The organism is Pseudomyxococcus flavus (genome assembly GCF_050038885.1).
Classification (GTDB): Bacteria; Myxococcota; Myxococcia; order Myxococcales; family Myxococcaceae; genus Myxococcus; species Myxococcus flavus.
Window position 1 is genome coordinate 5,653,693 of sequence record NZ_CP143624.1, and the last position, 16,466, is coordinate 5,670,158.

11 protein-coding genes are annotated in these 16,466 nt (G+C 65.1%); 7 read left to right on the forward strand and 4 right to left on the reverse strand.

The features are described 5' to 3' along the window. Window positions 1–68 precede the first annotated feature (68 nt). The 5 genes from istA to VZL07_RS23600 all read left to right on the forward strand — a co-directional run bounded on the left by istA (window position 69) and on the right by VZL07_RS23600 (window position 6,680). On the forward strand, window positions 69–1,658 hold the full coding sequence (gene istA / locus VZL07_RS23580; RefSeq protein ID WP_426749860.1) for an IS21 family transposase: 1,590 nt from the start codon (window positions 69–71) through the stop codon (window positions 1,656–1,658). Further along, complete coding sequence (istB, locus tag VZL07_RS23585; protein WP_426749861.1) at window positions 1,645–2,412, forward strand: IS21-like element helper ATPase IstB; 768 nt, start codon at window positions 1,645–1,647, stop codon at window positions 2,410–2,412. The genes istA and istB overlap by 14 nt, the downstream gene beginning before the upstream one ends. 110 nt (window positions 2,413–2,522) lie before the next feature. Beyond that, window positions 2,523–3,083 (forward strand): hypothetical protein, encoded by a 561-nt coding sequence (locus VZL07_RS23590; RefSeq protein ID WP_426749862.1) that lies wholly within the window; start codon window positions 2,523–2,525, stop codon window positions 3,081–3,083. A 296-nt stretch (window positions 3,084–3,379) separates the two neighbouring features. Further along, a complete protein-coding gene (locus tag VZL07_RS23595) occupies window positions 3,380–3,712 on the forward strand; it encodes a hypothetical protein (protein ID WP_426749863.1) in 333 nt (110 codons plus the stop codon). 1,525 nt (window positions 3,713–5,237) lie between these two features. Next, window positions 5,238–6,680, forward strand: a complete 1,443-nt coding sequence (locus tag VZL07_RS23600) for a hypothetical protein (protein ID WP_426749864.1) — start codon at window positions 5,238–5,240, stop codon at window positions 6,678–6,680. Window positions 6,681–7,812: 1,132 nt separating this feature from the next. Here the strand turns inward: VZL07_RS23600 and VZL07_RS23605 are convergent. The 3 genes from VZL07_RS23605 to VZL07_RS23615 form a co-directional block, all read right to left on the reverse strand. Beyond that, complete coding sequence (locus tag VZL07_RS23605) at window positions 7,813–8,496, reverse strand: hypothetical protein (protein ID WP_426749865.1); 684 nt, start codon at window positions 8,494–8,496, stop codon at window positions 7,813–7,815. Beyond that, window positions 8,493–9,080 (reverse strand): Panacea domain-containing protein, encoded by a 588-nt coding sequence (locus VZL07_RS23610; protein ID WP_426749866.1) that lies wholly within the window; start codon window positions 9,078–9,080, stop codon window positions 8,493–8,495. The genes VZL07_RS23605 and VZL07_RS23610 overlap by 4 nt, the downstream gene beginning before the upstream one ends. A 653-nt stretch (window positions 9,081–9,733) precedes the next feature. Further along, window positions 9,734–12,169, reverse strand: a complete 2,436-nt coding sequence (locus VZL07_RS23615) for a UvrD-helicase domain-containing protein (RefSeq protein ID WP_426749867.1) — start codon at window positions 12,167–12,169, stop codon at window positions 9,734–9,736. A 637-nt stretch (window positions 12,170–12,806) separates the two neighbouring features. On the opposite strand from VZL07_RS23615, the gene VZL07_RS23620 reads away from it, so the two are divergent. Beyond that, window positions 12,807–13,412, forward strand: a complete 606-nt coding sequence (locus VZL07_RS23620) for an RDD family protein (RefSeq protein WP_426749868.1) — start codon at window positions 12,807–12,809, stop codon at window positions 13,410–13,412. 60 nt (window positions 13,413–13,472) lie between these two features. Further along, entirely contained in the window at window positions 13,473–15,347 is a 1,875-nt protein-coding gene (locus VZL07_RS23625) for a HEAT repeat domain-containing protein (RefSeq protein ID WP_426749869.1), read from the forward strand. A gap of 2 nt (window positions 15,348–15,349) precedes the next feature. On the opposite strand, the gene VZL07_RS23630 is transcribed toward VZL07_RS23625, so the two are convergent. Then, window positions 15,350–16,258: a hypothetical protein gene (locus VZL07_RS23630; protein ID WP_426749870.1), complete on the reverse strand. Its 909-nt coding sequence runs from the start codon at window positions 16,256–16,258 to the stop codon at window positions 15,350–15,352. Window positions 16,259–16,466: the final 208 nt, after the last annotated feature.

Genomic DNA, 16,466 nt, shown 5'->3' on the forward strand with positions numbered 1-16,466 from the left:
GCGCCCATGAGCACCGCCGGAGCGGTGCGGGCAGGGACAGCGCGCGGATGAGTCACCGGAGAGTCGACATGGACAGGTTGAGAGAGCTGGTGCGGCTGCACCGGATGGGGACGGGTGCGCGCGAAGTGGCCCGACTGCTGGGGATGGGGCCGAATACGGAGAGGGCGTACCGCACGGCGCTGAAGGCGGCTGGGGCGCTGGAGGGGCGGCCGGAGGAGGTGCCGGAGTTGGAGGCCCTCAAGGCGCTGGTGCAGACGCACCTGCCCTCACGGGTGGCGCCGCAGCAGACGTCGTCGCTGGCGGCGTTGCAGGGGCGCGTGGAGGCACTGCTGGAGAAGGGGCTGGGGCCGCGGGCCATTCACGACAGGCTGAGGCTGGAAGTGGAGGGGTACGCGGCGAGCGTCTCGGCGGTGAAGCGGCTGGTGTGGCAGGTGCGCAAGGCGCAGGGGGTGAGGGCCGAGGAGGTGGCCATTCCCGTCGTCACGGCGCCCGGAGAGGCGGCGCAGGTGGACTTCGGGTACGTGGGGAGGCTTTGGTGCCCGCGGCAGAAGGCGCTGCGCAAAGCGTGGGTATTCGTGCTGGTGCTGGCGCACAGCCGCTACCTCTGGGCGGACGTCGTCTTCGAGCAGTCGCTGCCCACGTGGCTGCGGCTGCACGTGGAGGCCTTCGAGGCGTTGGGCGGGGTGGTGGAGACGGTGGTGCCCGACAATTTGAAGGCCGCCGTGCTGCGCGCGGCCTTCACGCCGGACGTGCCCTCCGCCCTCAACCGCAGCTACCGCGAGGTGGCGCGGCACTACGGCTTCAAAGTCGACCCGACGCCGCCGTACGCGCCCCAGAAGAAGGGCAAGGTGGAGGCGGGCGTCAAATACGTCCAGTCCAGCTTCTTCAAGGGCCGCCAGGGGCAGGACGTCGAGGTGGTGCGCGCGGAGTTGAAGCAGTGGCTGGCCGAAGTGGCCAACGTGCGGCGGCACGGGACAACGGGAAAGCGCCCGGTGGACGTCTTCCGGGAGGAGGAAGCGCCCGCGCTGCGGCCCCTCCCCGAGAAGCGCTTCACCCCCGTCGTCTGGAAGCCCACGCGCGTCCACCAGGACAGCCACGTCCTCTTCGAGAGGCGCTTCTATTCGGTGCCCTGGCGCCTGGTGGGCAGCGACGTGTGGCTGCGCGTCACCGACGCCAGCCTGGAGGTGTATGCCCAGGACGTCCGCGTCGCCACCCACGCCCGGCGCGGCACGGGCCTCTACGCCACCCGAGAGGAGCACCTGCCCCAGCACCGCGCCGACTTGCGCCACCGCAGTCGCGGCTACTGGGAGGAGCGCGCCACGCGGTTGGGCGAGGACGTCCTCACCTACGTGCGCGCCGTCTTCGACTCCGACGAAGTTCTCTCCCAACTGCGCGCCGTGCAGGCCATCGTCACGCACCTGGAAGCCTTCCCGCCCGAGCGCGCCCGCGCCGCCGCACGGCGCGCCCACTACTACGGCACCTACTCCTACGGCGGCCTCAAGAATCTGCTGCGCCAGGGCCTCGACTTGCAGCCGCTGCCCCTGGCCCTCACTGCCCCCGCGACGTCTTCCCTCCCTCAGCCGCGCTTCGCACGCAGCGTGGCCGAGCTGCTTCACCACCCCGCCGTGCACCAGGAGTCCGAAATTGAGTCCCACTGACGAGCTGATTCCCATGCTCAAGAAGCTGCGCCTGTCCGGCGTCCTCCAGTCCCTCCAACTGCGCACCCAGCAGGCCGTGGACGACAACCTCTCCCACTCCGAATTCCTCTACCGCCTGCTGGGCGACGAGGTGGAGCGTCGCGACTCCAAGCAACTCTCCCAGCGCGTGCGTCGTGCCTCCTTCGAGCACGCCCGCACCCTCGAGGACTTCGACTTCCACTTCAACGCCAGCGTCCCCAAGGCCAAGGTGCTGGAGTTGGGCACCTGCTCCTTCCTCGAGCGCCACGACAACGTCCTCATCGTCGGCCCCACTGGCGTCGGCAAGTCCCACCTGGCCCAGGCCCTCGGCCACCGCGCCTGCCGCGCCGGCTTCAGCGCCCTCTACGTCGGCGCCCACGAAATGCTCATGCAACTGCGCGCCGCCCGGGGCGACGGCAGCTACGACAAGCGCCTCCTGCGCTTCACCTCGCCCGACTTGCTCATCATCGATGACCTCGGCCTGCGCGGCCTGACTCAGGACGAGCCGATGGACCTCTACGAGGTGGTCCGTCAGCGCTACGAGCGCCGCAGTACCGTCATCACCTCCAACCGCTCCATCGAGGAGTGGCCGCCCCTCTTCGGCGACCCGCTCATGGCCAGCGCCGCCATGGACCGGCTCCTCCACCACGCTCACGTCCTCGTCATCGAAGGCGACAGCTACCGCAATCCGCCCCCTGCCCGGCGGCGCAAGCCCTCGGCTGCCGACGCCAGGTAGTCCGCTGTGGATCCGCTTGGCCGACCCGACCTCGTCAGCGCTGCGAACTCGAATCGCCGCTCCTTGACGCCTCAGCAAGGCGATCCGCTTGGCCGAACCTCAGGCGATCCATGGCCCCGGTCCTTGACACCACGCTTTCGAATGCGAGGGAGCTGCGCGCCAAGGAGGACTTCAAGAGCAAGGGGCCGGAGGTCTCCGCCGGGCTGGCGCGGGCGCTGGCCCATGCCAAGGCGAAGCAATGGGAGGAGGCGGAGACGGAGCTGAATGCGGCCGACGCTACTCTGAAGGAGTTCGAGGGGCTCGAGGTCGCAAAGTCGAAGGAGTGGAACACCCTGTCGGCTAAGGCCGCTCAACAAAGGAAGCGCATCCAGCCGGGGCTGGAGAAGCTCCAGCTCCAGCGCGAGGCCCAGAAGCTGATGGTGGAGTTGCGCGGGCCGAAGCCTGAGAACTCAGCCTGGGACGGCTCCGTGTTGGAGGTGAAGCAGTACCTCATGCAGGTGATGAATGACCCGGACAGCTACGAGCACGTCGCGACATCGGCTCCTGTTGCCCGCGATGCCTACTGGATTGTGAAGAGCTCCTTCCGGGGAAAGAATGCCTTCGGAGGGAAGGTCCTCAACACGAGGTACTTCTTCATTCAGCAGGGGCAGGTTGTCCGCGTGGAGGAGTAGGGCGGGTTGTCCGCCTTGGCACGAAGGGGAGAGCCTCTTCGCGCCACCCCCCTCTGCCTAACCTTGTCCCCGCAGTTGCAACGGCTGGGACAATGGCCGCCGAAGCAACGCTCTGCGTTCGATGGACCTAACAAGCTATGAATTGTCATCCGACGCTGCACCCTGAGTTCCGAGCCCGATGGCTGCGGGCCGCCGTTCTGTATGTGTGCCCTCTTGGAATAGTCGCGGCGCTTGCGACGTCGTGCAGTCGCGGCGAGCCCGGACCGCCGGACTTGCCGAAGCAACCAGATCGATGGGTGACTTCGATTGCGCTGGACGCAGACAGCAAGACACGGCACGTCGGAAAAACTAAGGACTACTTGATAACGGAAGTCACCTCGTTTGAGGCGGTGAACGGATTGCAGTCAGTCAGCGTGGGAGATGACATCGCTGGAATCCGAGTCGGGGCTATCCGGTGTTCGTTTCACTGGCGGGATGCGAGCTACGGCGGCGAGCAGTACATGTGGCGCGGTCGATGGGCCTGTCTGGCAGGTAGGAGCAGAGAAGAGGTCGAAACGGCCGTCGCGGAGGACGGCACGAAACGGTTCGACTACATCCACGTGGCACCTATCCGGCTGCAGGCGGAGTGAGGCGGACAGCCCGGGAAGAGGCTGTGTTGGCGGCAGGCTTGGTCACGAGCTTCTGAGGTTCATCTCGGAGAGTCCGTGCTGGGGGTTGAAGCCCCCTGCGACAACGCGCCCACGGCCGGGCTACGGTGCCCTTCAAGCTGTCGGGGGAAAGTGGCTGCTGTTGCCGCCCACGTGACCGGTGTTCGTTCACGTGCTCCCGCTCCTGCCAGGCGGAAGCGCAGCCTCGCCCCAGCGGGCCCGTCGTGGGGCAGTCGCGGCGGACTGCTGCGCGGGCCTCTGGGTGGCTCAGCACAGGAGTGGGCGAACGCGGGCGCATCCTCGGGCCGCCCTTCCTTGGCCAGCCGGAGCCACCACGGTGCGCGGGCAAGAGCAGAGAGGCGGGGCAGGGGGGCCGTGCCGAGGGCTCGGCCAAGAGTTTCTGAGAGCCATCTCGGAGAGTCTGCGCCGCGCGACGAAATCGAGAATACCGAGTAGCGGCTAGCCGCGTTTCGCTCTCTCGGTTAACAGGTGGCCCAATTCGGCATTCTGAAAGAGGGAAATGGCGTAACCCTGGAAGGTACGAAATCGAAAGCCCGGGATTGTCAGAGTCGGCTGCCCTCGGTGGTTAACAAAACTGTTAACCACTCTCGGCCTCTCTCTCCCCAAAACGGGCGAAAGAGCGCTCCAGAGAGGCCAACCGGCGGCGGAGAAGAGGGGGCATCTCGTTCTGCGGGATTGGGAGCCGAGAGCGCCCTCTGCAGCACCGCGAGCCAAAATCCCTTGTAATTCAGGGGCTTAAGCACGAAGGCCCCGCGATGTCATCGCGAGGCCTGTGTTAAACAAAAAGGGCCCTACCAGTTGGTAGGGCCCTTCAAGTAGCTCCCCGAATGAAGCCCTGCGCGAACTCGTTCTCGGCGATTCTCTGAGAGGACTCAAACTCTCTGAGGGCCGAAAACCGAGTGATATCCAGAGGTTTCAAAGAGGGGACTGGGGGCCCCCTTCAATCGGGGGCCGATTGAATGTCCGCAAACTGCATGGTGGGTGACCTCCCGTCCATGGCTTCAATCGGCCGGTGTCCGCTTCACAGTGCGTGCGTTGCGCAGCGGTCCACGTGGGCTCGCGGGCGAAGCATGGGGTAGATGAAAGTCGCATGGCCTCGACGCGCGCGGGACCTGGGATGGGCGAGGCCCTGCCCAGGTGGCCCCGTGGCCCATCGCGGCTGGTCTGTCCAGCGCCCACAACCTCGCGGGCGGTGTTGTCGAGTTGGCCGCGTGCGGCGGTAGCTTGGTGCGCTCCGAGGACATCTCCCCATGCTTCATTCTCACTTCACCGTCACGAGAACTCGCCGGCCCTGTGCGCGCCGTACTCACTTACCATGGCGCACACAGCGACCAGATTCTGGGTAGGCTCAGCGGCCTCGGCCACAACATGCCGTGCCCCATGCCTCACGCCGCGTCAGCGACCGACAACCTGACCGACGGCTGCTAGCCTGCTCCTTCTTCGGCCGCCAATCTCCCCTCAAAGGCTACCCAGGAGACAGCGCAGCGTGAGCGGCGGTGTCCGCTATCTCAAAGCACTAAGCTTTACACCAATTGACGCCCATGTCCACTACCCTCGCGGCGGCTTTCGTCGGGCTTCCTCCCTGCAGTACCATCCGACGATGCACGTCTTTACTTGGCGCGGCCCTATCTCTATTGCATTCCTGATGTGGCAGACTGGGTGCGCCCATGTCAGAGAATCCAGAACTCCCCATGCCCCTGAGCTGAAGGTAGTTGCTTCACAGGATGCCGTGCGGACCTTCGCCCATCAGGTACTGGACCTCGAGGAAGAACTCGGCACTGTGACTCCTGCGATGCGCTTGCTTGTCGATGAGCTTGAGCAGGCAGCGCGTTCAAAAATCCAACTATCCTCGGGAGAGCCCAGTCGCGAACAGGCCCTTTCCGCCCTAAAGCAGATGCACGACCTCCTTGCCGAACGGGGCTTCACAGTGGCGCCCGACGGGTACGTCGAACTTCTCTCACAGGCGCTTTCACCCGTGGAAGTCTCCGGTGTGGAGTTGGAGGCTTTGAGGCACTCCTACTATACCCAAGGAGAGAGAGCGCGTTGGCTGGCCGAACACACCTCCAACGGAGGTGCTGTCGTGTACCTCGGCGATTGCGACACCCTGGCCTTTCTCTACATGTCCATGGGCGACGCCATTGGCCTTCCCCTGGAATTGGTGGAGCGCCCCGCCGGAGAGGATGTCGTCGGCCACAATTGGATTCAGTGGACGAACAAGACCGCGTCTATTGGTTGGGACACGTTGCGCGCCGAGGAATATAGCATCACCACCCCCCTCACTCGGAGCCAGGCGATTGGCTACGTGCAGAAGCTCACTGCCTTCAATTGGAAGGATCGTGGCAACTACTTCAAGGCCGCTGAACGGTTTAAGCAATCCATCCAGCGCTTCCCAGTGGCTTCCACCTTCAACGAGTACGCATGGCTGCTATCGACGGCGCCGGATCCGAAGGTCAGAGATCCTGCGGTGGCCCGTTCGCTCGCACGAGTCGCCGTCGAAAAAAGCTGTACGCGCTACTCGCTCGGGACACTGGCCGCCGCGCACGCGGCCGCTGGAGACTTCTCACAGGCCGTGAGCATCCAGCGGCTAGCAATCTCGCGGGTTCCTAGCGACCGCCCCCTTGACCTCGCGGACTTCAAATATCGTCTGAATCTCTATGCACGAGGGCTCCGTTTCGTCCAGGCGCACTCTCGTCGCGAGCAGCAGCTCCGGACCTGCGCATACACAGCGGACCGACTCTTCAAGCAGGAGGCTCTATCCGACGTGGAAACAGCGCGCGAGGTATGCGGTACGCTCTACGACAAGAAGTACGTCGGTACCAGGGGCGAGCTTGAAGCCAAAACGCTTCAGCGCAGTGGGATCACGATTCCCGTCACCAATGAATCTCTTCCTGCCAGTTGTTCACGTGCGCGCGACGCGACGACCCAATGAGCGGGGAGTGGGCTTCGCTCCCCTTTCGTAACTTGCCCACGCTTCGCATGGGCTGGGCTTGGCCGAGTTCCGTGGTTCTCCCACACTTTGCGTGGTTCCCCTCTGGCGAGTAGGCAGGCGGCAAGCTGCCAGTGGGGCGAATACACTCTGGGAATGGAAACGTTGTATCTCCTTCCTGGGGGTTGGCTGGACCGGGTGTCCCCCAGCCGCGCGACGGGAGGCCTCCTCGGGATGCGCATGGAGGGTACGGGAGCACGATGTCCCTCCTGCCGGACGCCCATTACCGTTGAGTGGGACGACGGACCTCAACCGCCAGGGCAGCGGCACGGGCACGGTGCGGGTGACGGAGTAGGGGCTGTACCGTGTGCGGAGCGTCGCGAGTGCCCGGCGTGCCCGGGACGCCTACGTCGAGGTGACGGACGCGGATGGTGTCCTCGACGCTACCGTCCTTGGGGTTGACGACGAGATGCCACGCACTACGGGGCCCGTGCTTCAGCCCCTTGAGGAGAGATCCGGCATCACCTCGGCCCGGGCTGCACGCGCCGCTCAGCGGCGTGATGCGGCTGATTCGCTCGCGGACCATCTCGAGGCGGGCTGCGTGCACGTCGTCCTTCCGCACGTGGTCCTCACCGTGGAAGGACTGGAGGTGCCGCCCCTCAAGGCCGTCAGCGACAAGCCACTCGCCTATGCGCGGGCTGTCCGCGCGAGGGCGTCCATGGCTTCCTCAGTGCGGTGCTGGCGCGCGGCGCGAGGCTGCCACGCTCTGACGTTGAGGATAAGATGTCGCTGCTCGTCGGCCGGGTGCAGCGCCACCCGCGTGTGAAGACGGAGAGTCGCTACTGGCTGGACGGCTAGGCGCGCGTGGACCCGGGCGGCGGCGTGTGGGGCGAAGCCTTCCGCGAGGCACGCGCTGGGAAGGAGGAGATGCCCGCGGACCCGCTTCTCCACATCGACATGGCGTGGCCATGAGCCTGAGGCTGGTTTCAGACCTCTTTGTGGCGCAGGGATGCGCGAAGCCTGCTCGCCTCGCTAACTTTCAGTGGCGCGCTTACTCATTATTCGACCTCGACGCGCGCGTGACGCAGCGACCAAGTTTCGGGTAGGCACAACGGCGGGTACCTGAGTCAGGTGGTTACGATGCGTTGGGGCACTTGCACTGGTCCGCGATCATGCCAAAGGCAATCCCTGCATCTTCCATGAACCCCTCCGGGTGAGGCGTCTTCTCCGCGAGGATGCTCTTCAGTTCGTCCGTGCTCCGACTGACGAGTCCCTCAAATGAGTTCCTGCATTCTGGCCCATGGCTATCGAACCTCGCCTTGAGCTTCGCCATAGGAGAGAGCGGTGATGCGAGGGGGGGCGGAGGTTTGGCTTTCGGACTGTTCATCCCCTTCAAGGTACGATCAACCATCTCCAAATTCTTCAAGGGCATGTCGCGCGACTTAAGCGCACAATTCAATACGGCCCGAATCCGGTCGGGCGCAAGCCGCTGAAGAAATTTGGCCTGTCCATCCCGTTCAATGCTGTCGAGCTTCGAGCGTGTCAATAGGTGCGCATTGTTGAACTCGACCCACGTGGCGATCGGAAAACACGCTTCTTGCTTAGGGTCAATTCGAAAGTATGGGTGCTCTGGACATCCGCATGCAGCCGTCTGGGGCGGGTACCGTTGGGCGCCACGCGAAGTGGTAATGGCCGCAATGGACAAACTGCCTGGTTGAGAAAGGTCGTTCAAAAGCACCATGTATTTCAGGCGTTCCTTGCCGTCACCAAAGTCTTTCTCAAACTTCCATACCGCCCCCGGCAGATAAGCGTCCGTCATTCAAATAGCGCAGCAGCTTCCCACGCCTCCTCATCGATCAACTTGGCCTGTTCCTTCGTGATCGATCCCGGTTTGGAGTCCAATGCAAGGGTGTACGGAATTAGCGCTTGGGGGCTGTTCTCAACTTCGAAGACCTGATGCCAGGGGGTGTTTGCAAGGTGCGTGACCTCCGTCATCTCTTTGGCGCTGGCGTCCACGTAGATCTCCGCCAAGCGGTTGAGCGCAGCCAGCTCCCGCCGCGTGAAGAAGGACTCATCGAAGGCGACACGGGGTATGATGGTGAGCCCTCGGTCCTTGAAGTCCGGATCGGGGTGCGAGGTACTCGCCAGCTTGAACACGAGCGCGTCTTTCAGGTCCGGCTTCGGGCTGTCCAGTTCCCGGTAGAGCTCTCGTGGCACCGGGCCCATCGGCCAAGCGAAGTAGTCGAGCCCCGTCGCGGGCCTGCCAGTTTCTCTGAAGATTTGGAAATCAAAGAGGAAGAGGAGCTTGAAAAGCTTGAGCTTCTTGCAGGACTTCGTCCTCTTCGTGAAGAAGACGATTGCGTGAACGAGCTTCTCGCGTGCGTATGGTGGAGTGAACGCCATTGGGTCAGCCCTATTCTCGCGGATGGGCTTGAAGTTTCCAACTTCGCTCTGACGTGCGGCGACGACACCAGCACACCAGCTAACGCCCTGTAATTACTCTATGTCGGGGCTTCACGCACTTAGAGTTCCCGCCCCCCTGGGCGCAAATGGAGGAGCATGGAGAGAGCCGCCTGAACGCTCAAGCGCTAACCGCCACTCCTCAACAGTTCTTCCGTCCTTGAGAGTGGGCGTCGTATCGCCCGCCCAGGCAACGAACCTATCAGGACGCATGAGCGGCGCCCTCGGCCCTACGCGATTCATGGCGTCGCTGGCCAAGTACATACCTGACAGGCGCGCCCCAAAGACCATCCAGCGCTTGGCGCGACGCCTGCCGGCCTAGAGTTGCCCTCGTCAAATCGGACACGGTCAGTGGGGTGAACGCGCGCCACCCCTACACGCCCCTTCTGGTATGGCCCTTGTTTCGCCCGGGCAGGAACTCAACGCCCTCGCACGCCGCGCTCTCTGGCCATGATGCCCTGCGAAGTGGCGACTGGACTCTGGATAAGTGCACCTATCTGCTCCATGGTCGTTCGCCCCCTTCTTCTCGTTCACGTCCAGCCGCGCGACAGGAGTTCGCCGATGCAGCCCCTTCATTGTTTCGGGCTCATCGTGATTCAGCCGCGGCGGTCAACCGCGTCGCCCATTGCGAGGATGAACTCGCTTGGCTCCGTTCCGGACCAGAGGACATGCAGCGAGCGGCGACAGCGCGAGAGCGCCACCAGGAATAGGCGCAGGTCGTCCTCTCGTCGCGTCTCACGGTGCAGTTCGCTCTTTACACTGCTGAAGTCAGGCATGCGGTCACGGTCCGCTCCCACGACGATGCAGAGTTCGAACTGCTGGCCCTTGATTTGCCGTGCCGAGCTGAGAGTGATGGCCTTTTGGGGCGTCCGCCGGCCTTCCCCCTGTGGGCGGTGGTGCTGGATTCCATGGGCCACGAGGAACGCACCCACCCGCTCAAGGAGGGCATCGTCGAAGCCGATGACGCCCACATCCCGGGGCGTACCCCCTCCGTCGAGATAGCTGCGCGCAAGGTCGCGCACCTGGGCGAGCATGGCCTGCTCCCCCGCAAACCCGCTGACAATGGGACGCTCGCCGTTGTTTCCCTCGCTGCCCGTCTGGAAGGCTCCCCAATTGTCAACGAGGCCGAGCGTCGGGTAGGCGGTGATGAGCTGGTGAAGGGCGGCGACGATTTGGCGGGTGCTGCGGAAGTTCTGCTCCAGGCGGGTACCTTGGAAGCGCACGTCCGTGTCGAAACCGATGTCGCGCAGGCTAGGGTAGCGGGCGTACACGGCTTGCGCTTGGTCGAAGCACATCATCATCCCCTCGGGCCGCTTCACCAGGTGGCGCAGGAGTGTGAGCTGATTGCGGAAGAAGTCTTGCGCCTCATCGAGGATGAGGTAGTCGAAGCCGTCCTCCGGCTTGCGGTATTGTTGCCATACCGTCTTGGACACCTCTTTGATGGCGTCGTTGGTCAGGTCGTCCGAGTCCACGAAGCCAAGGCTCCGCAGCGTCTCGTTGTAAATGGTGGCAATTTCCCAGACGAAGCGCTTGAAGGGCTTCTCCGCTGCGGTCAGCCACCAGTTCGGAGGCCGCTTCTCGTTGAGGTAGGTGGTGAGGTCCGCGATATCCCGAGCCTTGATGAACTGGCTAATCTCAGTCTCGATTTCCCAGAGCCCGTTCTTGCTACGGGCGTCGAACTGGGACCAAAGGGCTTCGTATTCTCCTCCGGTGAGTCGGCGCCGCGCCTCGTCAACGGCGAGCCGCAGGGCCGTGTGGCGGTCTGCGTCCCCCTTCTCTGCGCGGTAGGGGGCGAGCGGCTCGATGCCGAGCTCATCCACTTTCACGAAGCGGGCGCACCACTCGTGGAGGCTGGTGATGGCGATGTGCTGTGGATGGGAAGGGGCGAGAAAGCGCTCCAGTCCCAGTCCGCTGACCTGCTCCAGTACCTTCACTCCGAGGTCGGGGTTGAAGACGAGAAAGCCGATGCGTGTCCGTTGCCCTTGCTCCTCCGCGCGCCTCGCCACGTAGCCCGCCCGCATGACGGCGGTGAACGTTTTGCCTGTGCCTGGGCCACCTTGCAGTCGAATGGGGGCGTCGCGTTCCGTCTTCACCACGGACGCCTGCTGCAGAGTGAGCATGGCGAGCGCGGACTCGAAGCTTTGCCCCAGAGAGGATGAGCGCCCCGTGGCGCTCATCTGGTAGACCTCGAGTGTCGTCAGTCGCTGCTCGCGTCGGCGCACCTCCGTGATGAGCTTGTGCTGAAACGCGCGCTCAATGGCCTCGTACTGCTCATAGGTGAGGTGGTCCATCAGCCCGATAAGGTCGTCCTCAATGCGCATGCCAAGAACTTGGCGCATGAGGGTCGGGTCAGCGACGCCGAGTTCGCGCATCCGGTTGAGAGGGAGCCACCCGTCACGGAGTGGCTCCTCGATAGCGGGTGTCTCCGTGATTCTCGGCCGGTCCAGCGGCTCAAGGCGCTCGCGCATCCCGAGTGCCGCCTCCTGCAGCTTGCGGAAGCCCGATAGTTGTTGCTCGGGGGGCTGCCGGATTGAGGCAGAGCCAGCGTGTGTGGCCCACGGCCTGGCGTCGAACAGACCCAGGACCGCTGCGAAGCTCGGTGCCTCCACGAGGAAATGAAGGCGGTGGTAATCCCCTGGTGCGAAGACGGAATGGATGCTCTTCGTGCGGTGGTACTTGAGACCCGCTCGCTCGCGCGCAGAGTCGATGTTGGCTATGTCGAGCAGTCGTCGGAAGAGAAACTCCCAGTCGCGGTCAGTAATGAACTCCTCGACGACGTCGCCCGGCAGGATGAGGTCGCGCCACGTCTCCTGCGGAGCCCCATCGTCGGCGGGAGACACGTCGAAGATGCCAGTCACCCCCGAAAGGATGCTGGCCGCTCGGAAGCGACGGCCAGCGACCTCGAAATCCAGGCTGCTGCGGCTGATGGGCGGCGGGGTTCGGTCAACGTGCTCCATCGCTTCGGCCAGTGCAGTGTGCCCCTTCGCCCCCAGCCCTCTCATCAATCGCTCGCTTAGCCACACCGTGTTCACTCATGCCCCCGTGAGGTGACGTCCCTACACGATAGTGCCGATGCAAGATGGGCAGGGTCAATGTAGTTCCCCTTCCCGTCCACCTGTGGACTTGGAGTTCCCCTTCAATGGTGTGCGATGGACCGCTCAGGGGGGGCTTGGGGCGGCCGGGCAGGGACCTCCAGGGCCGTGCCCAGTGTGTGGAGATGCTGCGCAGTCGCGCGAGGTCCACGTCACCCCAGGCCGCCCTCCCATGAATCGCGCCGCAGAGGACTGTTCCTCTTGGGCGGATTTGGTCTGTTCCGCACCGGGTTGGTGAGACACTTGGTTGGTCGTAATCAGGCAGCCAAGTTTGGCTGCATCAGCTACGGCCGGGCTTGACGGGGCGCAAGATGTCCGGAGTGCTCGCCTTTCCAAACTTCGGACTTCTGCTGGGTGGAGCTGCTCTGGAGCGGTGCATGCCGGGGGCACGTTTCTTGAGCGGGACGCGCTCCCAGGCAACGGAATCAGGTATCGAGGTAACCAGTGATGGGCAAGTGGGCCGTTGGAATGGTCGAGTAGAGTAGACCTGTTGGGTTGCATTTGTGGGTGAAAGCCGGAACTTCTCGCCGAACGAACTTGCTGCCTTGGGGCGGCCGTAGCTGTGCTGCGGTCCTTCATGTCCGACTTCCTCGAGGCCGTTGAATCGATTTCGGAAGCCCAGTGCTCCGAGCATCCAGGCTTCTCCGCCGCCATCGCCTGTGCTCGTTGCGGCACCTTCACCTGTGCCTTCTGCGCCTCGTCCAGGGCGGGCCTGTGCTTTCGCTGCCTTAATGCAGCTCCGGAGCTGGCGACGTGCTGGGCCCGGCTCACAGCAAGCCTCGTTGATGGCGCCGCGCTCCTGCTCCCGTCCCTGTTCCTGGGCGTCCTCCGGTGCCTGGCACTTCCGGGCGAGGATGCAATGCAGGCCCCAGCGAGCTACATCCCGGCGGTCTTCGTGTTGCTCCTACAGGCGAACCTGATTCGAGGAACCGGGGCGAGTCTCGGCAAGAGGCTCTTGGGAATCTGTGTCGTCCGAGGCGACGGCCGTCCGGCGGAGGTGTGGCGCATTGCCCTGCTGCGGAACGCGCTCCCGATGGTGCTCTGCGGCTACTGCGTCTGGTTCGGCCTCGTGGATGCGCTCTTCATCGTCGGAGAGGAGCGGCGATGTCTCCACGACTGGGTGGCTGGCACGCGCGTCGTGAAGGACCTTGAGCGCAGCGCTCATTCGCTGCGCGGTGCGTGACTGGCGGACGCGTTGGGTTCGGAGTCCCTTTACAGCGAGGGGAGAATGAGAGGAGATGACATGGAAGGAGCGGTGAGGTCCGTGCTCCCCCGGTGGTCAGTCGGGCTCGTGGGCGCGTTGGTTGCGCTGGCGCTGGGGTGTGCCCGGCAGACGTGGAAGCGGGACGACGTCATGACGTGGGAGGGCTGCTGCAAGGGGGCCGACGCGTGCCTTGCGCTGCTTCAGGAAGTCCACGGCCCAGACGCAGGAGAGCGATGGTTGCCGCCGGAGCAGTCGTGTGCTGCATGGAAGTTGGGGCAAGTGGGAGAGGACGTCGTCCCCCGTCTGACTCCGCTTCTTCGTCACGCGGACCGTCGCGTCCGCGGCGGTGCTGCGCAGGCACTGGCGAACATGGAAGAGAAGGCCAGGGGCGCCGCGCCTGCGCTCATCGAGGCGTATGAGAGGGAGCCCGGTGGGCTGGCCCTGCACGCGCTCTCCTCACTCGATGACGAGCGAGCAGCATCAGCCATTGTGCGCCACCTCCTGGAGTCGCCCACATCGGCGCTGGAGCACCTCGGCCCGATACTGGCCCCGGTGCTGTTGGACGTGCTGGAGAATCCGGAGTCGAGTTGGGAGGCGCTGGTGCTGGTGCGCCATGTCCTCGCCCGGCGTGCCTCCGTGTACACGGAGACGTTCGCCCCTCGCCTGCGGACGCTCCTCGCGCGGGAGCTGGAGGAGCCCACTCTGCGGCGCCCACCAGGGACGTCCTGCCCGGCGGCCCCTACGCCAGGCTGCGGGGCGGTTTTCGACGCGTGCACCCCGCGAGCGGCCTACGTGGCGTCGGTATTGGCGGCCTACGGGCGCCAAGGCGCGAAGGCCGCGCCCGAGGCGTTGCAGGCGCTACAGCGGGCGGACGTGCGCCTCACACCCGTGGCGCTGCAGGCACTGGTGGCCTTCGGGAGTCCTGCTGCGGTGCCGGGCGTCATTGAGCAGCTCGCCGTGCCTGAGTGCCGTGCCCGGGCCCTCGCGAGCCTCGTGTCGCTGGGGGACGTGGCGCGGCCAGCCGCGACGGAGCCGCTGCTGCGGCTGCTGGCCACGGGGGAGGAGGGTTGGGAGCGCGCGCGGGCCGCAGAGGCCCTTGGACGCGTAGGAGACGCAGCCGCCCTCAAGGCGCTACGCCAGGCGGTGTACGCGCCGCACAGCGAAGTCCAGGCCGCGGCGGTTTATGCGTTGGGCAGCTACTCCTTCCATGCCCATGCGGAAGAGCTGGTGCCGCTGCTCCAGCGGGTGGTGACGACGCACGCCTCTCCGGTGGCGCGGAGCCACGCGAGGTTGGCCCTGCAAGGCCTCGCCGAACAGGAGGTGCGGCCTGCGGAATCCATCGACTGCGTCCGCCTCATTCCTGGACGCAGCGGGGGTTGGACGCTGCGCGAGGGGCACACCTCTGTCCAGTTGCACTGGGAGAAGCCGAAGGCGCCCCCACGAGGGAGTCCGTGTGCAGCTGTGCGTGGTGGGGATTCAGCTTCCGTCCTCGAAGCCATGGGAGAGGCCTGCCTCGTCGGATGGGACGACGGGGAGTTTGGGGGCACGCTGGAAGTGCATGAGGCCGGGCGGGTGATGGTGCTGGATGAGCCCCGAGTCAACCCCCTGCGTGTCGTGCGGATGCACGGCGCCCTCGTGGTGGTGGAGGGCCTCGCACACATGTATGGCGGAGCCGGGCGTCTGGTGCGTGTCGACGCGTCCGAGGGGCGGTGGCGTGCCACGCCTTGGGTGACTCTCCCTGGCGCACCGATGGCATACGCACTGGATGAAGCGGGGGACTTGGTGGTGGGGACGACGAACCAGCGACTCGACGCAGTCGTGTGTGGCCGGGCTGGCACATTCGCACCCGCCCACGTGGTGCGCGTTACGCGGGACGGGCGCATGGCCCCCGTCGAGCCGGACGGACGGCCCTGATGCTACCGCGTGGGAGAGGGTGGCCCTCCCAAGTCGTCAGGCCCGTGACGCCGGGCTGCTGTTGCCGCTGTTACGGAGGCACGCGTGCCGGCGCTCGTCGGCGGGGCGCACCGGGCGAGAATGCGCTTCCACCCATTCCGCGCTGCTGCGGCTTCCCGGACGAGCTCCGTCACCTCTCTCACCGAGGCACGCTCATCGGACGGCGCTGCGCAGGCTGCGTACTCCTCGGCGAGCGACATGCGCGCCTGGCGGTTGTGGCCGGCTTCAAGGACGCGGCTATATGTCTCGCAGGCGTAGGCGAACGTCTCGCGCTTCCGGAAGTCAATGTCGAGGAGCCACTCGCGCCGACGTGTCTCGGGCAGGCCCGCCGTGCGGCGCTTGCAGTTGTGGAAGACGTGGGCAGCCTCATGGACGAGGAAGTCGGCGAAGGGGGACTCCTCGTCGAAGTACGAGAGGGAGACGTAGCATGTGGTGTGCTCGCTGAGGCCAAGGATGCGGGGCGCGTCCTCTCCCAGCAGCTCCGCGCCGACGCTGAGGAGGTACAGGTTGGCCAAGTCCCAGGCGGTATTCAGCCAGGAGGACTTCAGCAGCACCTGGGAGATGTTGGCCGGAGTGAGGAATACGACGGAGCGCTCCAGGACGGCGAGGACGGCGTCCTGCTCCGCGCTGGGGAAGAGGCCTCGCACCATGGGCTCCACCTTGCGGCGGGTGAGGGCGACGACGTCGAGGCCTTGGAGCTTCTCCGGGACGCCGATGCCCTCGGTGCGTCGCTGTACCTCCATGGCGAGGGCCTGACGGAGTTCGTCGTGCGCCCGCCTCTCCCTTTCGAGGATGTCGCCCGGCCAAGCCCCGCTGTGGGCGTCGTAGTCGCCGGTGCGGAGGAAGCGCTCAATCTCGCTGCGGTTGTCCATGGAGGGGCCTGCTCCAGCCTGTCGCGACGAGTACAGCAAGAGACTGTGTGGCTGATGTAGAGAGCGAGGATGCCACCGCAGGATAGCACGCCTTCTGGTCCGCGCTGCCCTCGTGCAGGAGAAGTGTCTTGCTGCCTCAAGGGCCTGCACGAGGCACAGGGAAAGCGGGCCATGCCAGCCTCGCTCCCATTCGCCGTCAGGCTCGCGC